The organism is Silvibacterium bohemicum (assembly GCF_001006305.1).
Lineage (GTDB): Bacteria > Acidobacteriota > Terriglobia > Terriglobales > Acidobacteriaceae > Silvibacterium > Silvibacterium bohemicum.
The window spans coordinates 442,514-460,486 of the sequence record NZ_LBHJ01000012.1; the positions used below are offsets into that span (position 1 = coordinate 442,514).

General features: G+C 58.7%; 13 protein-coding genes. 5 read left to right on the forward strand and 8 right to left on the reverse strand.

Annotated features, from left to right (window positions below):
• Window positions 1–566: 566 nt before the first annotated feature.
• From abc-f to XX99_RS18235, 4 genes are all read right to left on the reverse strand, one after another.
• The gene (abc-f, locus tag XX99_RS18220) at window positions 567–2,516 is read right to left on the reverse strand and encodes a ribosomal protection-like ABC-F family protein (protein ID WP_050060813.1); all 1,950 of its coding nucleotides are present in this window, start codon (window positions 2,514–2,516) and stop codon (window positions 567–569) included.
• Between the two features lie 183 nt (window positions 2,517–2,699).
• Window positions 2,700–3,005: an RcnB family protein gene (locus XX99_RS18225; protein WP_082125751.1), complete on the reverse strand. Its 306-nt coding sequence runs from the start codon at window positions 3,003–3,005 to the stop codon at window positions 2,700–2,702.
• A gap of 210 nt (window positions 3,006–3,215) precedes the next feature.
• Entirely contained in the window at window positions 3,216–4,382 is a 1,167-nt protein-coding gene (locus XX99_RS18230) for a DUF2252 domain-containing protein (RefSeq protein WP_231581474.1), read from the reverse strand.
• Window positions 4,383–4,587: 205 nt separating this feature from the next.
• Window positions 4,588–5,511 (reverse strand): PfkB family carbohydrate kinase, encoded by a 924-nt coding sequence (locus tag XX99_RS18235; RefSeq protein ID WP_050060816.1) that lies wholly within the window; start codon window positions 5,509–5,511, stop codon window positions 4,588–4,590.
• 204 nt (window positions 5,512–5,715) lie between these two features.
• Here XX99_RS18235 and XX99_RS18240 point away from each other — a divergent pair, with 204 nt between their 5' ends.
• Window positions 5,716–7,359: an AsmA family protein gene (locus XX99_RS18240; RefSeq protein ID WP_050060817.1), complete on the forward strand. Its 1,644-nt coding sequence runs from the start codon at window positions 5,716–5,718 to the stop codon at window positions 7,357–7,359.
• Window positions 7,360–7,612: 253 nt separating this feature from the next.
• Window positions 7,613–9,406 carry a glycoside hydrolase family 13 protein gene (locus tag XX99_RS18245; protein WP_050060818.1) on the forward strand — a complete coding sequence of 598 codons (1,794 nt, stop codon included), beginning with the start codon at window positions 7,613–7,615 and terminating at the stop codon, window positions 9,404–9,406.
• 126 nt (window positions 9,407–9,532) lie between these two features.
• Here the strand turns inward: XX99_RS18245 and fliB are convergent, their stop codons facing one another.
• On the reverse strand, window positions 9,533–10,795 hold the full coding sequence (fliB, locus tag XX99_RS18250; protein WP_050060819.1) for a flagellin lysine-N-methylase: 1,263 nt from the start codon (window positions 10,793–10,795) through the stop codon (window positions 9,533–9,535).
• Window positions 10,796–11,372: 577 nt separating this feature from the next.
• A complete protein-coding gene (locus tag XX99_RS18255; protein WP_156186065.1) occupies window positions 11,373–12,620 on the reverse strand; it encodes a metallophosphoesterase family protein in 1,248 nt (415 codons plus the stop codon).
• Between the two features lie 259 nt (window positions 12,621–12,879).
• Between XX99_RS18255 and XX99_RS18260 the strand changes: the two genes are divergently transcribed.
• On the forward strand, window positions 12,880–13,407 hold the full coding sequence (locus XX99_RS18260; protein WP_050060821.1) for a hypothetical protein: 528 nt from the start codon (window positions 12,880–12,882) through the stop codon (window positions 13,405–13,407).
• Between the two features lie 313 nt (window positions 13,408–13,720).
• Here XX99_RS18260 and hslU read toward each other — a convergent pair whose 3' ends face one another.
• Both hslU and hslV read right to left on the reverse strand, forming a co-directional pair.
• The gene (gene hslU / locus XX99_RS18265) at window positions 13,721–15,295 is read right to left on the reverse strand and encodes an ATP-dependent protease ATPase subunit HslU (protein ID WP_050060822.1); all 1,575 of its coding nucleotides are present in this window, start codon (window positions 15,293–15,295) and stop codon (window positions 13,721–13,723) included.
• 182 nt (window positions 15,296–15,477) lie between these two features.
• Window positions 15,478–16,092: an ATP-dependent protease subunit HslV gene (hslV, locus tag XX99_RS18270; RefSeq protein WP_082125692.1), complete on the reverse strand. Its 615-nt coding sequence runs from the start codon at window positions 16,090–16,092 to the stop codon at window positions 15,478–15,480.
• A gap of 237 nt (window positions 16,093–16,329) precedes the next feature.
• Between hslV and XX99_RS18275 the strand changes: the two genes are divergently transcribed.
• Entirely contained in the window at window positions 16,330–16,809 is a 480-nt protein-coding gene (locus XX99_RS18275) for a DUF3592 domain-containing protein (RefSeq protein WP_050060823.1), read from the forward strand.
• Window positions 16,810–16,898: 89 nt separating this feature from the next.
• Window positions 16,899–17,843, forward strand: coding sequence for a cation diffusion facilitator family transporter (locus tag XX99_RS18280; RefSeq protein WP_050060824.1), 945 nt, complete (start codon window positions 16,899–16,901; stop codon window positions 17,841–17,843).
• Window positions 17,844–17,973 lie beyond the last annotated feature (130 nt).

The following is a 17,973-nucleotide window of genomic DNA, read 5'->3' on the forward strand; positions in this document are numbered from 1 at the left end:
AAAACAGTTCGGCCAGCGATATTTGAGGCAGTGTTTCCCTGGATTTATTTGCGTTCGTTCTCGGCAAAGCAACCCCACCGGAAGAACAGGAGGCGACCTCTACGTGTTAAGGCATCAGGTCCACGACTACGATCACGAGAAACAGAATGGCTCCAAATATGCAGTTCAAGATTCCGCAGTAGGACATCCGCAACGAAGGAGAAAAGGTTATTTTTTGTCCCGCGATCGTGTTGACCTGCTTCAGCCTGCGATAGAAAACCAATGCACAGATCCAGCTGGTCAGGATCAAAAGTGCCACGGAATACAGAAGAGTGATGGGATCCGCAATTCCTTTATGGTGCGTGACGAGAAGGCCTGTGGTCACGCACGTTGCGAAGATGGCCTGAACTCCGCCAACGAGTACAGCGTCAAGAATGAGTGAGAACAAGTTTTTCACCAGACCTTTGTCATGAAGCCACCGCCGGGTGCCCCATGTCCCGCTTTCGTGACGGCGGAAGGCATGAATCGACGCTAACCGGTTCTTCGCCAGCCGCCTCTTAGCGAACCGGACCTTAGCGATCCGCCATTCAAGCTTCCTCCAGCTGCACCATGAGCTCTTCCCACTCGCCGGTCAGCGAGGTATGCATCTCGCGCAGTCCCTCAAGCACCTTCGAGAGGCGCGCTGTCTCCTCCACACTCACAAAGTTGCCCAGAGCAGTCTCTGTCTCTGCGATCGCGGTCTCGATCTGCGGCATTTCTACTTCCACCACGGACAGCCGCTCCTGCATCTGCTTCAGCTTGATCGGATTTACCTTGCGCGCCTTGTCCTTCTCCGCGCTGCCGTTGGAAGAAGCTCCATTCGTCGCTACGGGCACGACCGGTACCGCTACGGGAGCGGCGGCAGCCATTGTTGCCGCCTGCAGTGTTTCGGCGCCGCCCTCCTTGCGCCACAGGAAATCTTCATAATTGCCGGGGAAGACATGCACCTTGCCGTCGGCGACCTCGAAGACCCGCGTGGCCAGCCGGTCGATGAAGTAGCGGTCGTGCGAGACGAAGATCACGGTGCCGGTGAACTTGTTAATGGCGTTGAGCAGCACGTCCTTGGCGCGGAGATCGAGGTGGTTGGTCGGTTCGTCCAGCAGCAGAAAATTCGCGGGGCTCACCAGGATTCGCGCCAGCGCGTAGCGGTTGCGTTCGCCGCCGGAGAGCACGCCCAGCCGCTTGAACGCATCGTCGCCGGAGAAGAGAAAGCATCCCAGCAGACTGCGCAGCTCGGTCTCCGAAACTTTCGGGGCCGTGCGGCTGATGTCATCCAGCATGCGCGCCTCGGGGTCCAGCACCTTGTACTGATCCTGCGCGAAGTAGTCGGCAATCACGTTATGCCCCAGCTTCAACACTCCGCTGGTCGGCGTGTCCTCGCCCGAGAGCAGCCGCACCAGAGTCGATTTGCCCGCGCCGTTCACTCCGACCAGGGCGATGCGATCGCCGCGCTCGATGGTGAAGTTCGCGTTCTCGAGCACGTTCTTCGGCCCATAGCTCTTCGACAGGTTTGAGCACTCCACCACGGTGCGTCCCGAAGGCGGAGGCTGCGGAAAGCTGAAGTGAATGGCCGGCTCTTCCTCGGGAATCTCGATGCGCTCGATCTTGTCGAGCTCCTTGATCCGGCTCTGCACCTGCTTGGCCTTCGTGGCCTGGTATCGGAAGCGCGTGATGAAGGCCTCCAGATGCTCGATCTGGTCGCGCTGATTCTTGTACGCCGATTGCAGCTGGGCCATCCGGTCGGCCTTCTGCGAAAGATACTTCTCGTAGTTGCCGTGATAAACATGCAGCCGCTTGTTCCAGATTTCGACGATCTTGTCGACGGTCACATCGAGGAAATAGCGGTCGTGCGAGATGAGGATGTATCCGTTTGGATAGGTCTTGAGGTAAGTCTCGAGCCAGTTGCGCGTTTCAAGATCGAGATGGTTGGTCGGCTCGTCCAGCAGCAGAAGGCTGGGCTTCTGCAGAAGCAATTTTGCCAGCGCGATGCGCATCTGCCAGCCGCCGGAGAACTCCTCTGTCCGCCGCGTCCAATCATTCTTCGAGAATCCCAGGCCCGTCAGCACCGTGCCCACCTGCGCGTCGAGTGCATAGGCATCGTGGGCGTGAAACTGCGAGTCGATGTGCGAGAAGCGGTCCGCCGCCGTCGCATATTCCGGGCTCTCCGGATCGAGCTCGGCGAGAGCTGTGTACAGCGCCTCCAGCTCTTTTTCCATGGCGATGAGCTCGGCAAAGACGGACAGGCATTCGTCGAAGACCGTGCGCCCGGAGAGCGCCAGGCCGTCCTGTGGCAGGTAGCCGATGGTCATGCCGCGGGTGCGTTGGATAGATCCGTAATCGAGCCCGTCGACGCCGGCCAGCACCTTCATCAACGTGGATTTGCCGGTGCCATTGGCTCCGACCAAAGCAGTTTTTTCGCCGGCTGTGATCAGCCAATCCGCGCCCTCAAACAGCAGCTTGTGACCAAACCGCTTCCCAGCCCCAGAAAGTTGCAACATATAGCTATTTTAGCGGGCGAGGGGCGAGCAACCACGGACAGAGCGATTCCGATGAAAACGCGCGGCGAGATCGCTTCCCAATCTCTGTCGTTGTTGGAATGTTCGATAGAGGTGCAGGAGTCCAATCGCAACGAAGGCCGCCGGACATTACGTTCCGGCGGCCGTGCTCGCTGCGAATCGATGTTAGTGAATGGTGGAAGCCACGATAGCTGAGGCGATCACTCCGGTTGCGACGGCAGCCAATACATAATTGCCGTCGACCTCGCGCCACTCGTAACCGCGCGGCGGAGCATTCAGGTGATAGCGGCGATAGTCCAGGGCTGCGCCGCGGTTCCAATCCTCGCGGTTGATGCGAGCGCCCTTCTTCCACTCATCGTGGCGGACATAGGGGTGATCGTGGTGGTCTGGATGGTCCTGCGCGACTGCATATCCGCCAGCCAAGGTCATAGCCAGCGTGGAGAGTGCGATAGCTTTGCGAATCCGATTCATAAGGCTCCTCGTAAGTTCGATGCGGATGAAACCAGCCTCGTGGGTTGTGTTGGCCTCGTATTCGGATGGTGAATCGCCATACATGGCTGCTTGGCGGTGCAGAGAATAAAAATCCCTCTTCACCGTTTCTTCGATTGGGGTGAACGCAGCCGGTTCGCATTTGCTGCGAGCGCGGAGTCGCTGCGCTCGCGTCGCATAACCGCCGTTCTTTTATTTTCGCGCCGCCTTCAGCTCTTCCCAATCCTTGATCGTCTGGTCGGCATAGGCATTCGCAAACGACGCCAGAGCCTCACCGAACTTCTCCCCAGTGCCCAGGTATCCGGCCAGCACGCAGGCGTCGCCCGACCGGGCATGGCCGCGAGCCAGGAGCTCGCCGCACATCTCGGCATACTCGAGCAGACCGGCGCCTTCGAGGTCTTCGATTTCGATGCTTGCCTTGTGGTCGTTGAGCTGGCGAACTTCGTAGTGACGATCGGCGATCGTTGTCCAGCCGAGGAATGGGTCTGACTGGAACTGCATCGCCCGCTGGCCGTTGACTACGCGCTGGCCTTGATGGGCGGCCAGGAATTCCTGGTTCACGTAGCCGGCGTAGGCCGATCCCGGCTGCTCCTTCACCTGCAGAAAGAGCGGATCCGTCGAGCCATTGCCTTCAAGATAGACCACGTAATCGCGCAGCCCCACCGATCCCGTTCCCACGACTTTAAAGGCCACGTCGACGGGATGGTACTGCGCAAGAAAATGCCGCCGCTCCGGCTGCAGAGTCTGTCCATATTCCACCACCGATCCCAGCACCGCTCGTCTCACTTGAGAGCTCACATGCGTAAGTAGAGGTCTTTCTTCTTTGAACAGCCGCTTGCCATTTGGCTCCTTGGGCGCTTCCGTGAGCTGCTCGAGCGTGTGCATGGGCGTGCTGCGCTCCGCCTTCAGCAGCGCCTTGCTCACGGGCGTAATCCGTTGCAGCCGATGCACCTGGTACTTCGCTACCTCGGTCACAGGCATGCGCGCGAACATATCTACAAATTTGCGATAGCGGATCACAAGTGCCGTCACTGCCGCATCGCATGCGCCGCGCTTGGCGCTCATCGCTCGCCCAGCCAGCACCAGGCTGGTAGCCAGCCGCTTCAGATCCCACTCGAAGGGGGCACGCGTCGTCTCGTCGAAGTCGTTGATGTCGAAGACCAGCCGGCCATCAGGGCCTGCAAATGCGCCCAAGTTGCGCACATGCGCGTCTCCGCAAATCTGGTTCACGATGCCAGTGTTCGCGAGCGTCGCCAGATCCGCGGCCATCACCGGCACTGCGCCGCGAAAGTATCCGAAGGGCGACTCCAGCATGCGCTCATACTTGAGTGTCACCAGCTGCGGAACCCGTCCGCGCATGGATTCTTCCATCAGCACTACGGGCTTATGCCTGCGGGCTTCCGGCCGCCACTGCGCATGATCCTGTCGTGCTATCTGCTTGCGCCGAGCACGTCCTAGCTCGCGCCGTTCTTGAGGAGAAAGAAAATGAGCCATCGATCACGAGACGATACAACTTTCGCGCAACGATGACAATCTTGCCGGAGGGGAATGCAGAGGTTGTGCGTTAAACCTCGGCGATCCTCCTCTGAATCTCTGCCAGCGTCTCCGCACTCAACTCGGGCATCCCACCGGACTGCGATGCCACCCACGCACCCCAGCGATTGCCTGCTTCGTTCATCTGCGCCAAACTTGCACCCGCAAGATAGGAGGTGGCGAGGGCCGCGGTGAAGGCGTCGCCGGCGCCGACCGTATCGACCACGGATCCGTGAATCCCTTGCCGCCGATGCGCGGCCTCGGGCGTAACCAGCAGGCTACCCGCCGCGCCCATTGTGACGGCTACCAATTTCAGGGGATATTGCGTTAGCAACCACTCGGCTGCAATGCGCAGATCGTCTTCGTTTTTGCCAGGGAGCAGATCGGAGCCAAGCATGCCCAGCACCAGCGGCACTTCCAACTCATTCAGCTTGAAAACGGTCGCAGCGGCCAACGATTCCGCAACTACATCCACAGAAAAGAAGGGCTCGCGCAAGTTCACGTCGAACACGCGCACGCAGTCCGGTCGCGTCGCTGCCACGAATTGACGGATCGTCTCCCGCGATGTCTCGGCGCGTTGGGCGAGCGAGCCGAAGCATACGGCATCAGCCTGAGCCGCCAGCTGGCGCCACTCCGCCGACCATTCCAGGTAATCCCATGCTGCCGGCTCGTGGATGACGTAATGCGGCTCGTTTTCGACAATCTTCACGCCGACGGTGCCGGTAGGCTGGGCGGTATCCGTCTGGAGAAAGGAAATATCCGCCGGCAGCTCGCTTAAAATCCCGTGCGCTCGGGCGCCCCACTCGTCCACGCCCAGCCGGCTGGCGATCACCCCGCGGTTTCCCAGCCGTGAGGCCATCACGGCGAAGTTTGCCGGCGCTCCGCCTAATTGGGAGCCAGATGGCAGTAGATCCCAGAGCAGCTCGCCCAGCCCGACTACAGTTTTCTTTGCCACGGCTGACCTCCCGCTCTCTTCCGAAGCATGGTAAACCAACGCAATAGGCATTTTGTGCTTCTAAGCAATATTGCTCGCCTGTTGATATAGAAGTAGCCTTGGCAGAAGAAAGAAAGAGAAAGCTGATTGGCTGATAGACCGGAATCCGTAAGCGGCGATCCCGCAATTGAAAACATCCCTTCCAGTCCTCGCCGGAAGCGTCGCGTGGGTCGTGTTTTCGTGTGGATAGCCTTCATCGCCGTGCTCATTGCGGCGGGGCTTTTTATCACGGCGGATATCTATTTCCACCGCGCCCTGCCAATTTTGCGCGGCCGCGTCATCAATACGCTGTCCACTCGTTTCGACAGCCGGGTTGAACTCGGAAGTTTCGATGTCTCCGTCTTCCGCGGTTTCGAAGTGACGGGCGGAGGACTCAAACTCTATCCCAACAAGCTCGACATGCAGCAGCCGCTCTTTTCCGCCGACAAATTTTCTTTCCGCACTGGCTGGCGCGATCTCTTCCGGACCCCCATGCATATCGGGCAGGTGCAGGTTTCCGGTCTCGGCATCAACATGCCTCCTAAAAACCAGCGCCACGACATGCCCAGGTTGAATCAGCGTGGCGAAGAGGCGCACAAGCACAAGATAGAAATCGTCGTCGACGAGCTGGTGGTGAATAATGCCACGCTCATCCTCGGCACCGACAAGCCGGGCAAGGTTCCGCTGGAGTTCGATATCGCCAGCCTGCGCATGTCTTCGGTCGGAACCGGTCAGCCGATGCGCTTTCACGCCATCCTCACCAATCCCAAGCCGGTCGGCAACATCGACTCGACGGGCAGCTTCGGTCCCTATGACACGGCCAGCCCCGGCGACACTCCCATCAGTGGCACGTATACCTTCAGCCATGCCGACCTCAGCACCATCAAGGGCATCGGAGGCATGCTCTCCTCGACAGGTAAGTATGTGGGAGCGCTCAGTCGCATCGTCGTCGATGGCGAAACCGATACGCCAAACTTCCAGCTCGACACCGCCAAGCACGATGTTCCGCTGCATACCAGGTTCCACGCCATCGTGGACGGCACCAACGGCGACACCTATCTTCAGCCGGTCGACGCAACGCTCGGTCACTCGCACATCCTTGCCGTGGGAGATGTCGTTCGCGCTCCCGGTGGTCAGGGCCATAACATCACGCTCGACGTCACGGTCGATCACGCCCGCATCGAGGATATGCTGCAGCTTGCCGTGAAGACGCAGCCGCCGATCATGACCGGCTCGCTGGTGATGCACACCAAGTTCTATCTTCCTCCCGGAAAAGTTCGCGTCGCCGACAAGCTGCGTCTCAAAGGAAGTTTTGAGATCGACGGCGTCCACTTCACCAACGACAAAGTGCAGAGCAAGGTGGACCAACTCAGCTTGCGCGGTCAGGGACGCGCTCAGGAAGCGGCGCAGGAATCCAAGGGCGGACCTGCGGCCAACGCCATCTCCCAGATGCAGGGCAACTTCGATCTCGACGCGAGCAAGCTCTCATTCAGCGATCTCCGCTACGCTGTGCCCGGTGCGCATATCTCCATGACTGGCATTTATACACTCGACGGCAAGCAGTTCGATTTCCATGGAACGGCGCGCATGGATGCCAAGGTGTCGCAGATGGTCACGGGATGGAAGTCCGTGCTCCTCAAACTTGCCGATCCGTACTTTTCGAAGAATGGAGCGGGCACCGAGGTTCCTATCTCCGTAACCGGAACCAACTCCGATCCGCATTTCGGTCTCGACTTCGGCCACAAGGATAAGGGCCAGACTAAGGACCAGAACACACAAGGAAAGCCGCAACCCCAGTCGCCGCCATCGCAGCCTCGTCCACCGCAATAGCGCTCAGAAGGTCAAGCTACCGTCGTCGGCTTACATGCCTGTCGAGCGCGCCTGAATAACAATTGCCATCTGCGCGAGTGCGCGTTTTATCAACGCATGAGATTACGTCGTGCGTCGAAACGCGCCATCGTATTCTCGAGAATCTTAGCCATTGGTCATCCTGACCATCCCCGCACCAATGTGTTACCTTGCTGCAGACGCTGTCCGGTAAGAGCGGCGACGTACGATCAATTTGATTTGGGAGGATACCTCGATGAATACGATCCGCACCAGGATCGCGGGCGCTGCGATTGCGTTCGCTCTCGCTTCCACCTTCACGCCCGCCATGCCCGGTCAGGCCACCTCCAAGGCGGAAGGTGCAAGCGGAAAAGCTCCGGCCTTCACCACCAATCCAGCCTGGTATAAGTCAGCGCTCATCTATGAAATTTATCCGCGCAGCTTCCAGGATTCGAACGGCGACGGCATTGGCGATCTGAATGGCATCACCTCGCGCCTCGACTATCTCAAGACCCTCGGCGTAGACGCGATCTGGCTGACTCCGATTTATCCCTCACCGCAGGTCGATTTTGGATACGACATCTCCAACTATGAGGACATCGATCCGCAGTACGGCACTCTCGCGGACTTCGATCATCTGATTGCCGAAGCGAAGAAGCGCAATATCGGCATCATCATGGATCTGGTTCTCAACCACACTTCGGACAAGCATCCCTGGTTCATACAATCCAAGAGCTCGAAGAGCAATCCCAAGCGCGACTGGTATGTATGGAAGGACGGCAAGGCTGGTGGCGAGCCGCCGAATAATCCTCCGAACAATTGGGAGTCGGTCTTTGGTCACTCCGCCTGGCAATGGGATCCCGGTACTCATCAGTATTACTACCACCGCTTCTACATTCAGCAGCCCGACCTCAACTGGGATAATCCTCAGGTTCGCAAAGCCATGTATGACGTGGAGCGCTTCTGGATCAACCGCGGAGTTGTCGGCTTTCGCCTCGACGCGATCACGTCGCTCTTCGAAGATCCAACCTTCTCCGACGAAGACTATGTGAAGGATGCGAATGGCAATATCAAGATCAATGCCTACGGAGACAAGGAAGTAAAAACCGATAAGACCGACAACTTGCCCAAGGTAAACGACGTGCTGGCTGAGCTGCGCAAGACCGCCGACCAGACTAAAGGCCGCAAGGTCGTACTCATCGGTGAGACTTATGTGAGTTCCATTGCCGACCTTCGCCGTCTCTATGGCGAGCATAACGACGCGCTCGACCTTCCGATGGACATGCAGGTGGGCTTCATCAACAAGCTCGACGTTTCGGAATTCCGCAAGAACATCGGCGATGCCGAAACAGGGCTGAACGGCAATGAGCCGCTCTTCGTCTTCGACAACCACGACAATCCTCGCTGGGACCGCTATGGCGACGGCACACATAACCAGGACATCGGCCGCATGCTGGCCACCGTCCTCTTCGCCTCGCGCGACACGGCCATGATGTACTACGGCGACGAGATCGCCATGGTCACCACGCCGCCCACCAGCAAGGATCAGGTCAAGGATCCTATCGGCATCACCGGCTGGCCCAAGGAGAAGGGCCGCGACGGCGAGCGCACTCCCATGCAGTGGAATTCCGACTCGAACGCCGGCTTCGCTAAAGATGGCGTCACGCCGTGGCTGCCTATTCCGTCCAGCTATAAGACTGCGAATGTGCAGACCGAGGTCTCCGACTACGACTCGATGCTGAATTGGTACAAGCAGCTCATCGAGCTTCGCCGGACGAACCCTGCCATCCGCGACGGCCAGCATGTGATGGTCAACACCGACAACAACAATGTCCTGATGTGGCTGCGCCAGGCGCAGGGACAGCCGGCTGTAGTCGTAGCCTGTAACTTCACCGCACAGCCGCAGAAGGTGAGCTTCGATTTATCCGCACAGGGCATCACCAGCAAGAACGCCAAGACGCTGATGAAAACTCCGGGCAGCAGCGATCCGGCATCGCTCGACGCGGTGCAACTGCCGCCCTTCGGTGTGTACATCGGGCAGGTGCAGTAAGCAATCGTTAGACCAATCTGCGCGACAAACAACGGCCCACGAATTCGTGGGCCGTTGCTCTTTGCGGAGCCAAACGCCTGCTCATTCCTATTCCGAAGAAAGCAAATCCGCGGGCTGCTCTGAAGGCTAGTTCTTGAGAAGAATGGCCAAGCCCTGAATGTTATCCAGGCTTCGACCACGAATGAAGTCGCCAACTTCTTTGAGATACGAAGGATTGTGTTCGACCGCCTTCGAGAACGATTGCACCAGCTTGATCAGATGATCGGTTCCAAACGCCTCGCGATAATGCCCAGCCATGCCGATGAGCAGGCCGTTAATCACAGCGTACTGTGCCGCCATCAGAATGTATTCGCCGAAGATGCTCTGGGGCGTGAAGTGGGCGCTCGCCTCGCGGCCAAATGGGAATAAGGTTCGGAAGACATAGTTCAGGAGATAGTTCTCCATGATGAACGGATGCTTCTCGAAGAAGGGCCGCAGATACTTTGCCTCGGCCTCGACGTAATGCCCCGCATACTCGTTAGGCGTGGCATTCGGCGTGTAGCCCGCGCCCTGGGCAAACTCCCGAAAGCATTCATAGAAGCGCTGGCCACTGGCCCCCTCCCGTATGCGCAGATCGGCGAGCCGCAGCACGACATCGAGCTGCACGGCCGGCTGCGCCTGCATCCCTTCAAGCTGATCGCGCAGCGCGCCAGTGGCAAGGATGTTGCGATAGTCGTTAAGAATCTGAGGCACGGTTGCGTCGTCTGCGGTGGTCGCGAGCCCATCCAGGCGCTTGCACAGCATCCCCAGCAGGAAAACGCGCTGCCATAGCGGCCTGCCCTGGTCCTGAAGCAATGCCACGATGCAGGATCGGATCTCGGCGAAATATTCATATGGCTTATGGATCAAGCCGTCGCCATTGCCCGCCAGCTTGGAAAACTGATCCATCCGGAAATACGAAGAAGAATCCCCATCCCCCATCTGCATCGATTGCGGATCGAGCAGGACCTGCCTCGCCGCTTCCGGACACGAGAGGTAGAGCGATACCTCGATCTCGTCGTTTACGTTATTCAGGACGCGCGGATAGATGGAGCAGGTTGTCGAGAGATATTCCGGGCCATGTTTCTGCTGCACGCCGCAGAGGCGATCCGTGGTGAGAAACGGACAATTCTTCGCTTCATTCAGATCGATTCGAGCATATAGCGTGTCGCTGACGTCGCCGGAATTGCGCGAGATGTGCTGCTTGGCGTGCGCGCGAAGATCTTCTTCCGGAAAGAGCTGATATTTCTCGTAAGTGGCCTTGTCCATCGGAATGGTCCAGCCGTGACAGCATGTGTCCTCGCAAGCTGTGCCGATGCAGCGAAAGGTTTTTCCGTAAGATGGCCGAATTGGTGCGGTAGTTCCCGTCATGAAGCTCTCCAGCGAAGCCAGACAGAAGCACGTAGATGTACCTGCAACTTGCTGGATGCCTTATCGGTTGAAGTAGTCTTGCCGCGATGCCGCGGAGTCAAGCCATCCTTCACCTTGAGGAAATTGTAACCGCGGGAGCACCTTGATCACGAGCAGCCAGGACTGCCCCTTTTGTGTGAGTACACCAAAGATAAAACCTGATGAACCTGTGATCGTTCACAAGGTCGGTCGTGTGGTCACAGAGTTGTTCTCATTGCAAAGAAAAAAACCCGGGCCGAAGCCCGGGACGTCAGTAGTTCAAATGCCTTGTATCACCTGGAGACTGCCAGGGTTGGCGGACCGTTTCCGGATCCAATGAGGTTGTCACCCCGCGTGAGCCTGTTCGTCAAAGGGCTGCGTCGAAAGCTGAGAACCTTGCCTGTAACGCCATCAGGATCACCCGCGCGGCATCATCGATCCATAACACTTCAGTGAAAAGCGCGAACGAGCGCGCTATTGCCGCCTCCCACTTTCGTGTGATCGCGAAAAAGAACAGGGCACCCGTGGAGAGTGCCCCGTTTAATAGAGGAAGCTTTGCTTAGCTGAGTGCGCGTGTCGACAGATTCACCGTGACCGTGTCATCGGGTGTCTTGGTTACGCCGCCATCGGCCTCGGGATGGAACTCGATGGTCAGAGTTTCCGCGTTCACCACCAGGCGAAGATAACCATAATCCGTATCGTCGTAGCTGTTGAGCGTGAGCGTGTCGTCGATCGTGTACGGCGTGCGATACGTGCCGCGTATGGTGGAGAGCGGCGAATGTCCGCCGCATCCGGCAACAATGTAGGGTGTCTCGGTATTGTTTACCGTCCGCGTGTAGCGCTGGTAGTTATGCGAGTGGCCCGAGAGCACAGCGTGCGGCCAGAAGCCAGCGGCGGTGCAGGCGCTGTCGATATCCGCCAGCATCTGCGGGCTGCCGCCGTGATCGGTGCCGCCGGTGAAGGGAGGGTGATGCACGGCGATGATCACCGCGCCCACATATTTTTCGGAGACGATGCGCTGCAATGCCGCCGTGAGGAATGCCACCTGCCGCTGATCGAGAACCGTGTTCGAGCCGTTCTCATCCGAGATGACGCCGGGGTCTTCGAGCACGTTGCTGTAGAGTCCGAGAACCCGCACGAAGGGCGCGTCGAAGGTGAAATAGACGCCGGGCTGAATCATCGCAGTGCGCGAAAGGCCGCCGGCATCGGGCGTGACCACCGGGCTCGGTGCGCAGAAGTTATTCAAGAATGCTTCCAGCGTCGGAGCCGAATCGCTCGAATAGACTACGCCGTCGTGGTTGCCGGCCATGGCCACGATCGGCGCCGGATAGGAGCGATAAGGCTCGTAAAACTGATCGTAGTAATACGTCGCTTCGCCGAAGTAATAGACTACGTCGCCGAGATGGAAGAGGAACGACGGAACATCGGCGTCATCGTCCTCCGTGAAATCTGACACCATCTTGTCCGCAACCAGCGATTGCGTGGAGGGCCCGTCGACACTTCCCGTATCGCCGACCGAGTGGAACACAATCTGCCCCGCGCTCTGAATGGCTGCAGTCTTCGCCGCGCCCTGGTCGCCGTAAACCTGCGCCAGCGTGAGGACCGGTTCCACGGCGTTGCCGACAGGTTGCGGCACCGGCTCGAGATTCGCAATTTCTTTATCCTTCTGATCGGTCACCGGCGTTTTAAATCCGGTGGGATCGGGCGATGGCTCGGGCTGCGCGAAAACGGGCTGGGGAGTGGATGCATCCTGCGGCTTGAGCTGCGCTGCAGAAGGATCGGAGGGAGGAGGCGTGTTTTTCGGCATGGGGGTCAACCTGGGTACGAACGTACTGAGAGCATAGTTTCGCGGGATGTCGGGGAAGTTAAGACGGGGCGAACTCGCACTGTTCCCCGGCGAGTGCTAACAATTTTGCAAATGAATTCATCTAGTAACTTGCCAGATGAATCGAAATCCTTACATTTGTGACAACGAGGTTAAAGAAATTCTTCGGCTCTGCCGAAAGCTATACAGACCGGCAAGGTCGAGGAAAGCAAGCCAACCTGAGGTCCTCATTGGGGGTTGCATGATTCCTGAAGAACACGCGCTTCGCCAGCTCTTTCATCAGACGGTCTCCGAATGCTACTCCGAGCATCTCGGTCTCCATGATTCGGAAGTCACCTCGTACATCGCTGACCTGCTCACGGAATTCTGTGTGGTCGAAAACCTCTACCTCATCCGCGACGCGGAGGGCAATCCAGTGAGAGAAGTAGGCCAGATGCTCGCCGCCTCCGACCCCATTCACGGGACCGCGCCCTCTTTCGACGCGGAACGCAAGGTGCGCAAGCATATCGGCGACTACGCGCTCTTCTCGACCGGCATGTATCCGGAAGCCGTGCAGCGCGCGAAGTTCGCTGGCGACGCGACCTTCCTGGAGATGGTGCGCACCGGCAAGGAGAGCTACTACATCGTCTCCCAGTTCAATCTCTTCGAATATCAGAATGAAGCCGCGTTCTTCGGGAAACTTGCCGAGGAATTCGAAAGCTACATGTACGGATTGACGAAAGTAAGAGGCGAGCTCGACCGCATGGGAGCACCGGTGCATTTGATGTGAGGCGGCTGAGAAGCGGATCGCTAAAAACCGGGCCGCTCAAGTCCGGGTCGGTTCAAAACGAACCCTGGCTTCGCTTGGGATGACTGCCTTATCGATTGAAACTTGTGGAATCCCACGTCTCAGACGCGAGACGTGGGGCACCCTGATTTCAGTGTTTTCTTTTTACTCTTCTTCTTCGTTTTCGCGCGTGGTGAGGCTGGTTTTAGCTGACCGCCTCATCCCCAACCGCTCTATCCCTTACAGGTTTCGCAAACCGCTTCTTAGCCAACCGGACTTGAGCGACCCGCTTTTCAGCGACCCGCTCTTTAGCTGCCTAAAGAATGTACCTCGACAGATCCTGGTCCTTCACGATCGTTGCTACCATCTGCCGCACGTACTCGGGATCGATCACGACGACTTTGTCCTTGCCTCCGGTAGCGTTATCGCGCTCGCTGACCGGCAGCGGCACCGTCGCGCCGAAGTCGGTCGCCGCGCTCAGCTGCAGTCCATCCTTCTCGTTCTGCGGCTGCGACTTGGTCAGGTCCGGGGCAACGAAGCTGATCTCGTCCAGGACCCGTTCCATGATGGTGTGCAAGCGTCGAGCTCCAATGTTCTCGGTCGTCTCATTCACGCGGAAGGCGAACTGCGCCATCTCTTCCAGCGACTCGCGAGTGAACTCGAGCTTCAATCCCTCGGTTTCCAGCAGGGCGATGTATTGCTTGGTGAGCGACGACTTAGGCTCGGTCAGAATGCGAATGAAGTCTTCGACCGTCAGCGACTGCAGCTCTACGCGGATAGGAAAGCGTCCCTGCAGCTCCGGAATCAGATCGCTGGGCTTGGAGACGTGGAACGCGCCCGCGGCGATAAACAAGATGTAGTCGGTCCGCACCATGCCATAGCGGGTGTTGACGGTGGTGCCTTCGACGATAGGCAGGATGTCGCGCTGCACGCCTTCGCGCGAGATATCGGGACCGTGGCCACCTTCGCGTCCGGCGATTTTGTCGATCTCGTCGAGAAAAACGATGCCCGAGGTTTCGACGCGGTCCACCGCCGTGCGCGTGACCTGTTCCATATCGATGAGCCGGCCTTCTTCTTCCGTGACCAGATACTCAAACGCGTCGGAGACCTTCATCTTCCTCTTCTTGGTGCGCTGCCCGAAGATGTTCGGCAGCACGTCCTTGAGGTTGATGTCCATTTCCTCGACGCCCTGGTTCGAAATGATCTCGAAGGAGGGAGCATTGCGCTCGCGCACATCGATCTCGACCGTCCGGTCGTCCAGCTTGCCTTCGCGGAACTGCTGGCGAAGTTTTTCCCGCGTCCGCTGATGCGATTGCTCATGCGGCTGTTGATGAGCATCGTCGGCAGGAGAAGGGAAGGTCAGCGTGTTGTTGCCCTCAACGACCTGCGGCCCCGTGCTCCCAGTCGAAGTGCTCGCCGGAGCGGCGGCCGGAGGCGGAAGCAGCAGGTCCAGCAGCCGCTCCTCGGCATTCAACTCCGCTTTATCTTCGATTTCCTCGAGCTTCTCCTCGCGCACCATGTCGATGGCGATCTCGACCAGGTCGCGAACGATCGACTCCACATCGCGGCCGACATAGCCCACCTCGGTGAACTTCGAGGCCTCGACCTTGAGAAAGGGAGAATTCGTCAGCTTGGCCAGGCGGCGGGCGATCTCGGTTTTGCCCACGCCGGTCGGCCCGATCATGATGATGTTCTTGGGCATGATCTCGTCGGCGATATCCGGCGGCAGCTTCTGCCGGCGCATACGGTTGCGTAGCGCGATGGCCACAGCCCGCTTGGCCGCCTTCTGTCCCACTACATATTTGTCGAGCTCCGCTACAATTTCACGCGGAGTCAGATCGTCAAGCGCCAGCCCCTGATCGTCCGCGGTTCCCGGTAAATAAATCGCCATAGTGTCTACTCTCAACTACTTAATCTGCGAAGCTACGAAATGCAGAGGTGCTTCAATGCTGTCATCCTGAGCGCAGCGAGCTGAATGACCTGCTCTTGGGGAGTTTTAATATGCTCCAACACTTCTTTGCCAACAGCGGTTTCGCTAACCGCATGTTGCTAACCGTCTTATCGCTGACTGCGCTAGCCTTTCAGCTCTTCAATCGTGATCTGGTCGTTGGTGTAAATGCAGATCTGTCCTGCGATCTTCATCGATTTCTCGGCAATCTCCCGCGCCGATAGCTCGGTGTTTTCCATCAGAGCCCGCGCCGAGGCCAGAGCGTACGAACCGCCGCTGCCGATAGCTGCGATGCCCTCGTCCGGCTCGATCACGTCCCCCGATCCGCTCAGCAGAAAGGTCTGTGTGGGATCGGCGACGATGAGCAGCGCTTCCAGGCTGCGCAGCATCTTGTCGGTGCGCCAGTCCTTGGCCAGTTCGACAGCGGAGCGGCCCAGATTGCCCGCGTACTGTTCGAGCTTTCCCTCGAAGCGGCTGAAGAGCGAGAAGGCATCTGCCGTCGATCCCGCAAAGCCAGCCAGGATTTTGTCCTGATACAGCCGCCGGATCTTGCGCGCCGAGTGCTTGATGACGGATTCGCCCAGAGTTACCTGGCCGTCGGCGGCCATGACCACGCTGCCGTTGCGACGTACGCAGATAACGGTCGTTGACCGGATGCGCCGGGAACCGGCTGCTTCATTCTGTGCGGAGACGAAATTGCCGCCAGACCCGGCGGCTAAGGAAGATCTTTGTTTCGACATTCTTCTCGTAAGTATAACGCAGGGGATTTCCCTGCTCTGCGCCTGTGCCCAAGACGCGGGAGGAGGCAGAAGGTCGCAGGTGATTTGTCAAGAGCATACGGTCTCTGGCCCAGCTCAATCTCCCGTTTCTGTTTTATTTCGCGCCGCATCTCTTCTGTCCCGCCAAAGTGGCAGGATTGGTCTCCCGGTTCACACGCATCCTGCGCTATCCTTGGAAGTAACCAATCTGGTGAACCGATGAACGGCCTATCCCTGCGCGATCCCCAAGTCCTAGGAGCCCTCGCCGCCGCCAGTTTGTGCCTCGGAGGCGTTGTCGCCTATTACGCCCTCCGCAAGCGGCCCAGCGAAGAAGAGCTGGAAAAGCTTCGACGCGAAGAGCTGGTGCAGTCCGGCCGCATCATCGATGGGACGGTCATCGACATCTCCGATCTTGGTCCTCAGGAAAGCGGCCGTCCCGACGGTATGCGCCTCATTTTGTACAAGTACCAGGTCGCCGGTGTGGTCTATGAATGCTCGCAGGATGTCACCCTGCTGCAGGAGCACGTCAATATCTACGATTGCCGGCTCGGCTTCCCATGCTCTGTCCGCTATAACCCGCATCGTCCGGTGAACAGCATCATCGTTGCCGAAAACTGGAGCGGGCTGCGCAATACCGCCAATTCCATCCCGATTCGCCGCCCTCCGCGTAAGCCGCGGGTGCCGGCGCGCTATCTGTAGCTTTCGCCAAGCCCGATAGTCACTTCAAAATATGAAATCCGCCGCAATCAAATTGAAACGTCTGCCATTGCGCCGATAGACTAAAGCAGATGCACGTACACGCCCCTTCGACGGCCAAGATGCAGCGCGTGCTCCGCCTTTCGCTCGTAGCGACTCTGGCGTATGTCGTGCTGACCCTGCTTGCAGGACTGCGCGCCCACTCTCTGGCGCTTATTTCCGAGGCCGGCCACAATGCCTCGGACGCGCTGGCGCTTGTGCTATCGTTCGTCGCCGTCCACTTCCAGAGCCGCCCGGCCACCGACCGGAAGACCTTTGGCTACCAGAGAGCCGGCGTGCTCGCCGCGTTCCTGAACGCACTGACCCTGATCCTCATCAGCCTGTGGATCGGCATGGAGGCTGTTCATCGCTTCGCCGCTCCGGCCGTCGTGCAGCCTCGCATCATGATGCTGGTCGCCGCCGCCGGCGTGCTTATGAACGGGGTCATCGCTCTGCTCCTCTGGCGTGTGAGCCACGATGTGAACATGCGCAGCGTCTTCGTTCACATGCTGGGCGATACGCTTTCGACGGCTGCGGTGATCGTCGGCGGCGCAGCGATCTTCATCACGGGCCGCAGCGGTCATCCCTGGCTCTGGCTCGATCCGGCTCTCTCGCTCGCCATCGCCGCGCTCATTCTGTGGTCGTCCTTCGGCATCGTCAAAGAGACGCTGAATATCCTTCTCGAAGGAACGCCGCGCGGCCTCTCGTTGACCGAGATCCGCACTCAGCTTGAGCAGATCGAGGGCGTGGAGGATGTTCACGATCTTCACGTCTGGTGCCTCGGCTCGCAGACCAATGCCCTGGCCAGCCACGTGACCATCGCCGATATCCCGCCCTCCGAAAGCGCTCGCATCCTGGAGCAGATCAACGGAACCCTTCGCGCCAGCTTCCACATCCACCACACCACCATCCAGTTCGAACATACGAACTGCCCGGTGGCGCACGGCTGCGTGATGCCAGTGGAAGCAGTAACCTCCCACGCTCATCATCATCACTAAAGGCAGCTAGGGAGCGGGTCGCTCAAGGCCGGGTAGCTAAGAAGCGGTTGGCGAAAAGCTTGCCAGGGATAAGGCGGCTGGGGATTAAGCGGCCAGCTACAACCAGTTCCGAGTTTAGGGCTCATGGTCC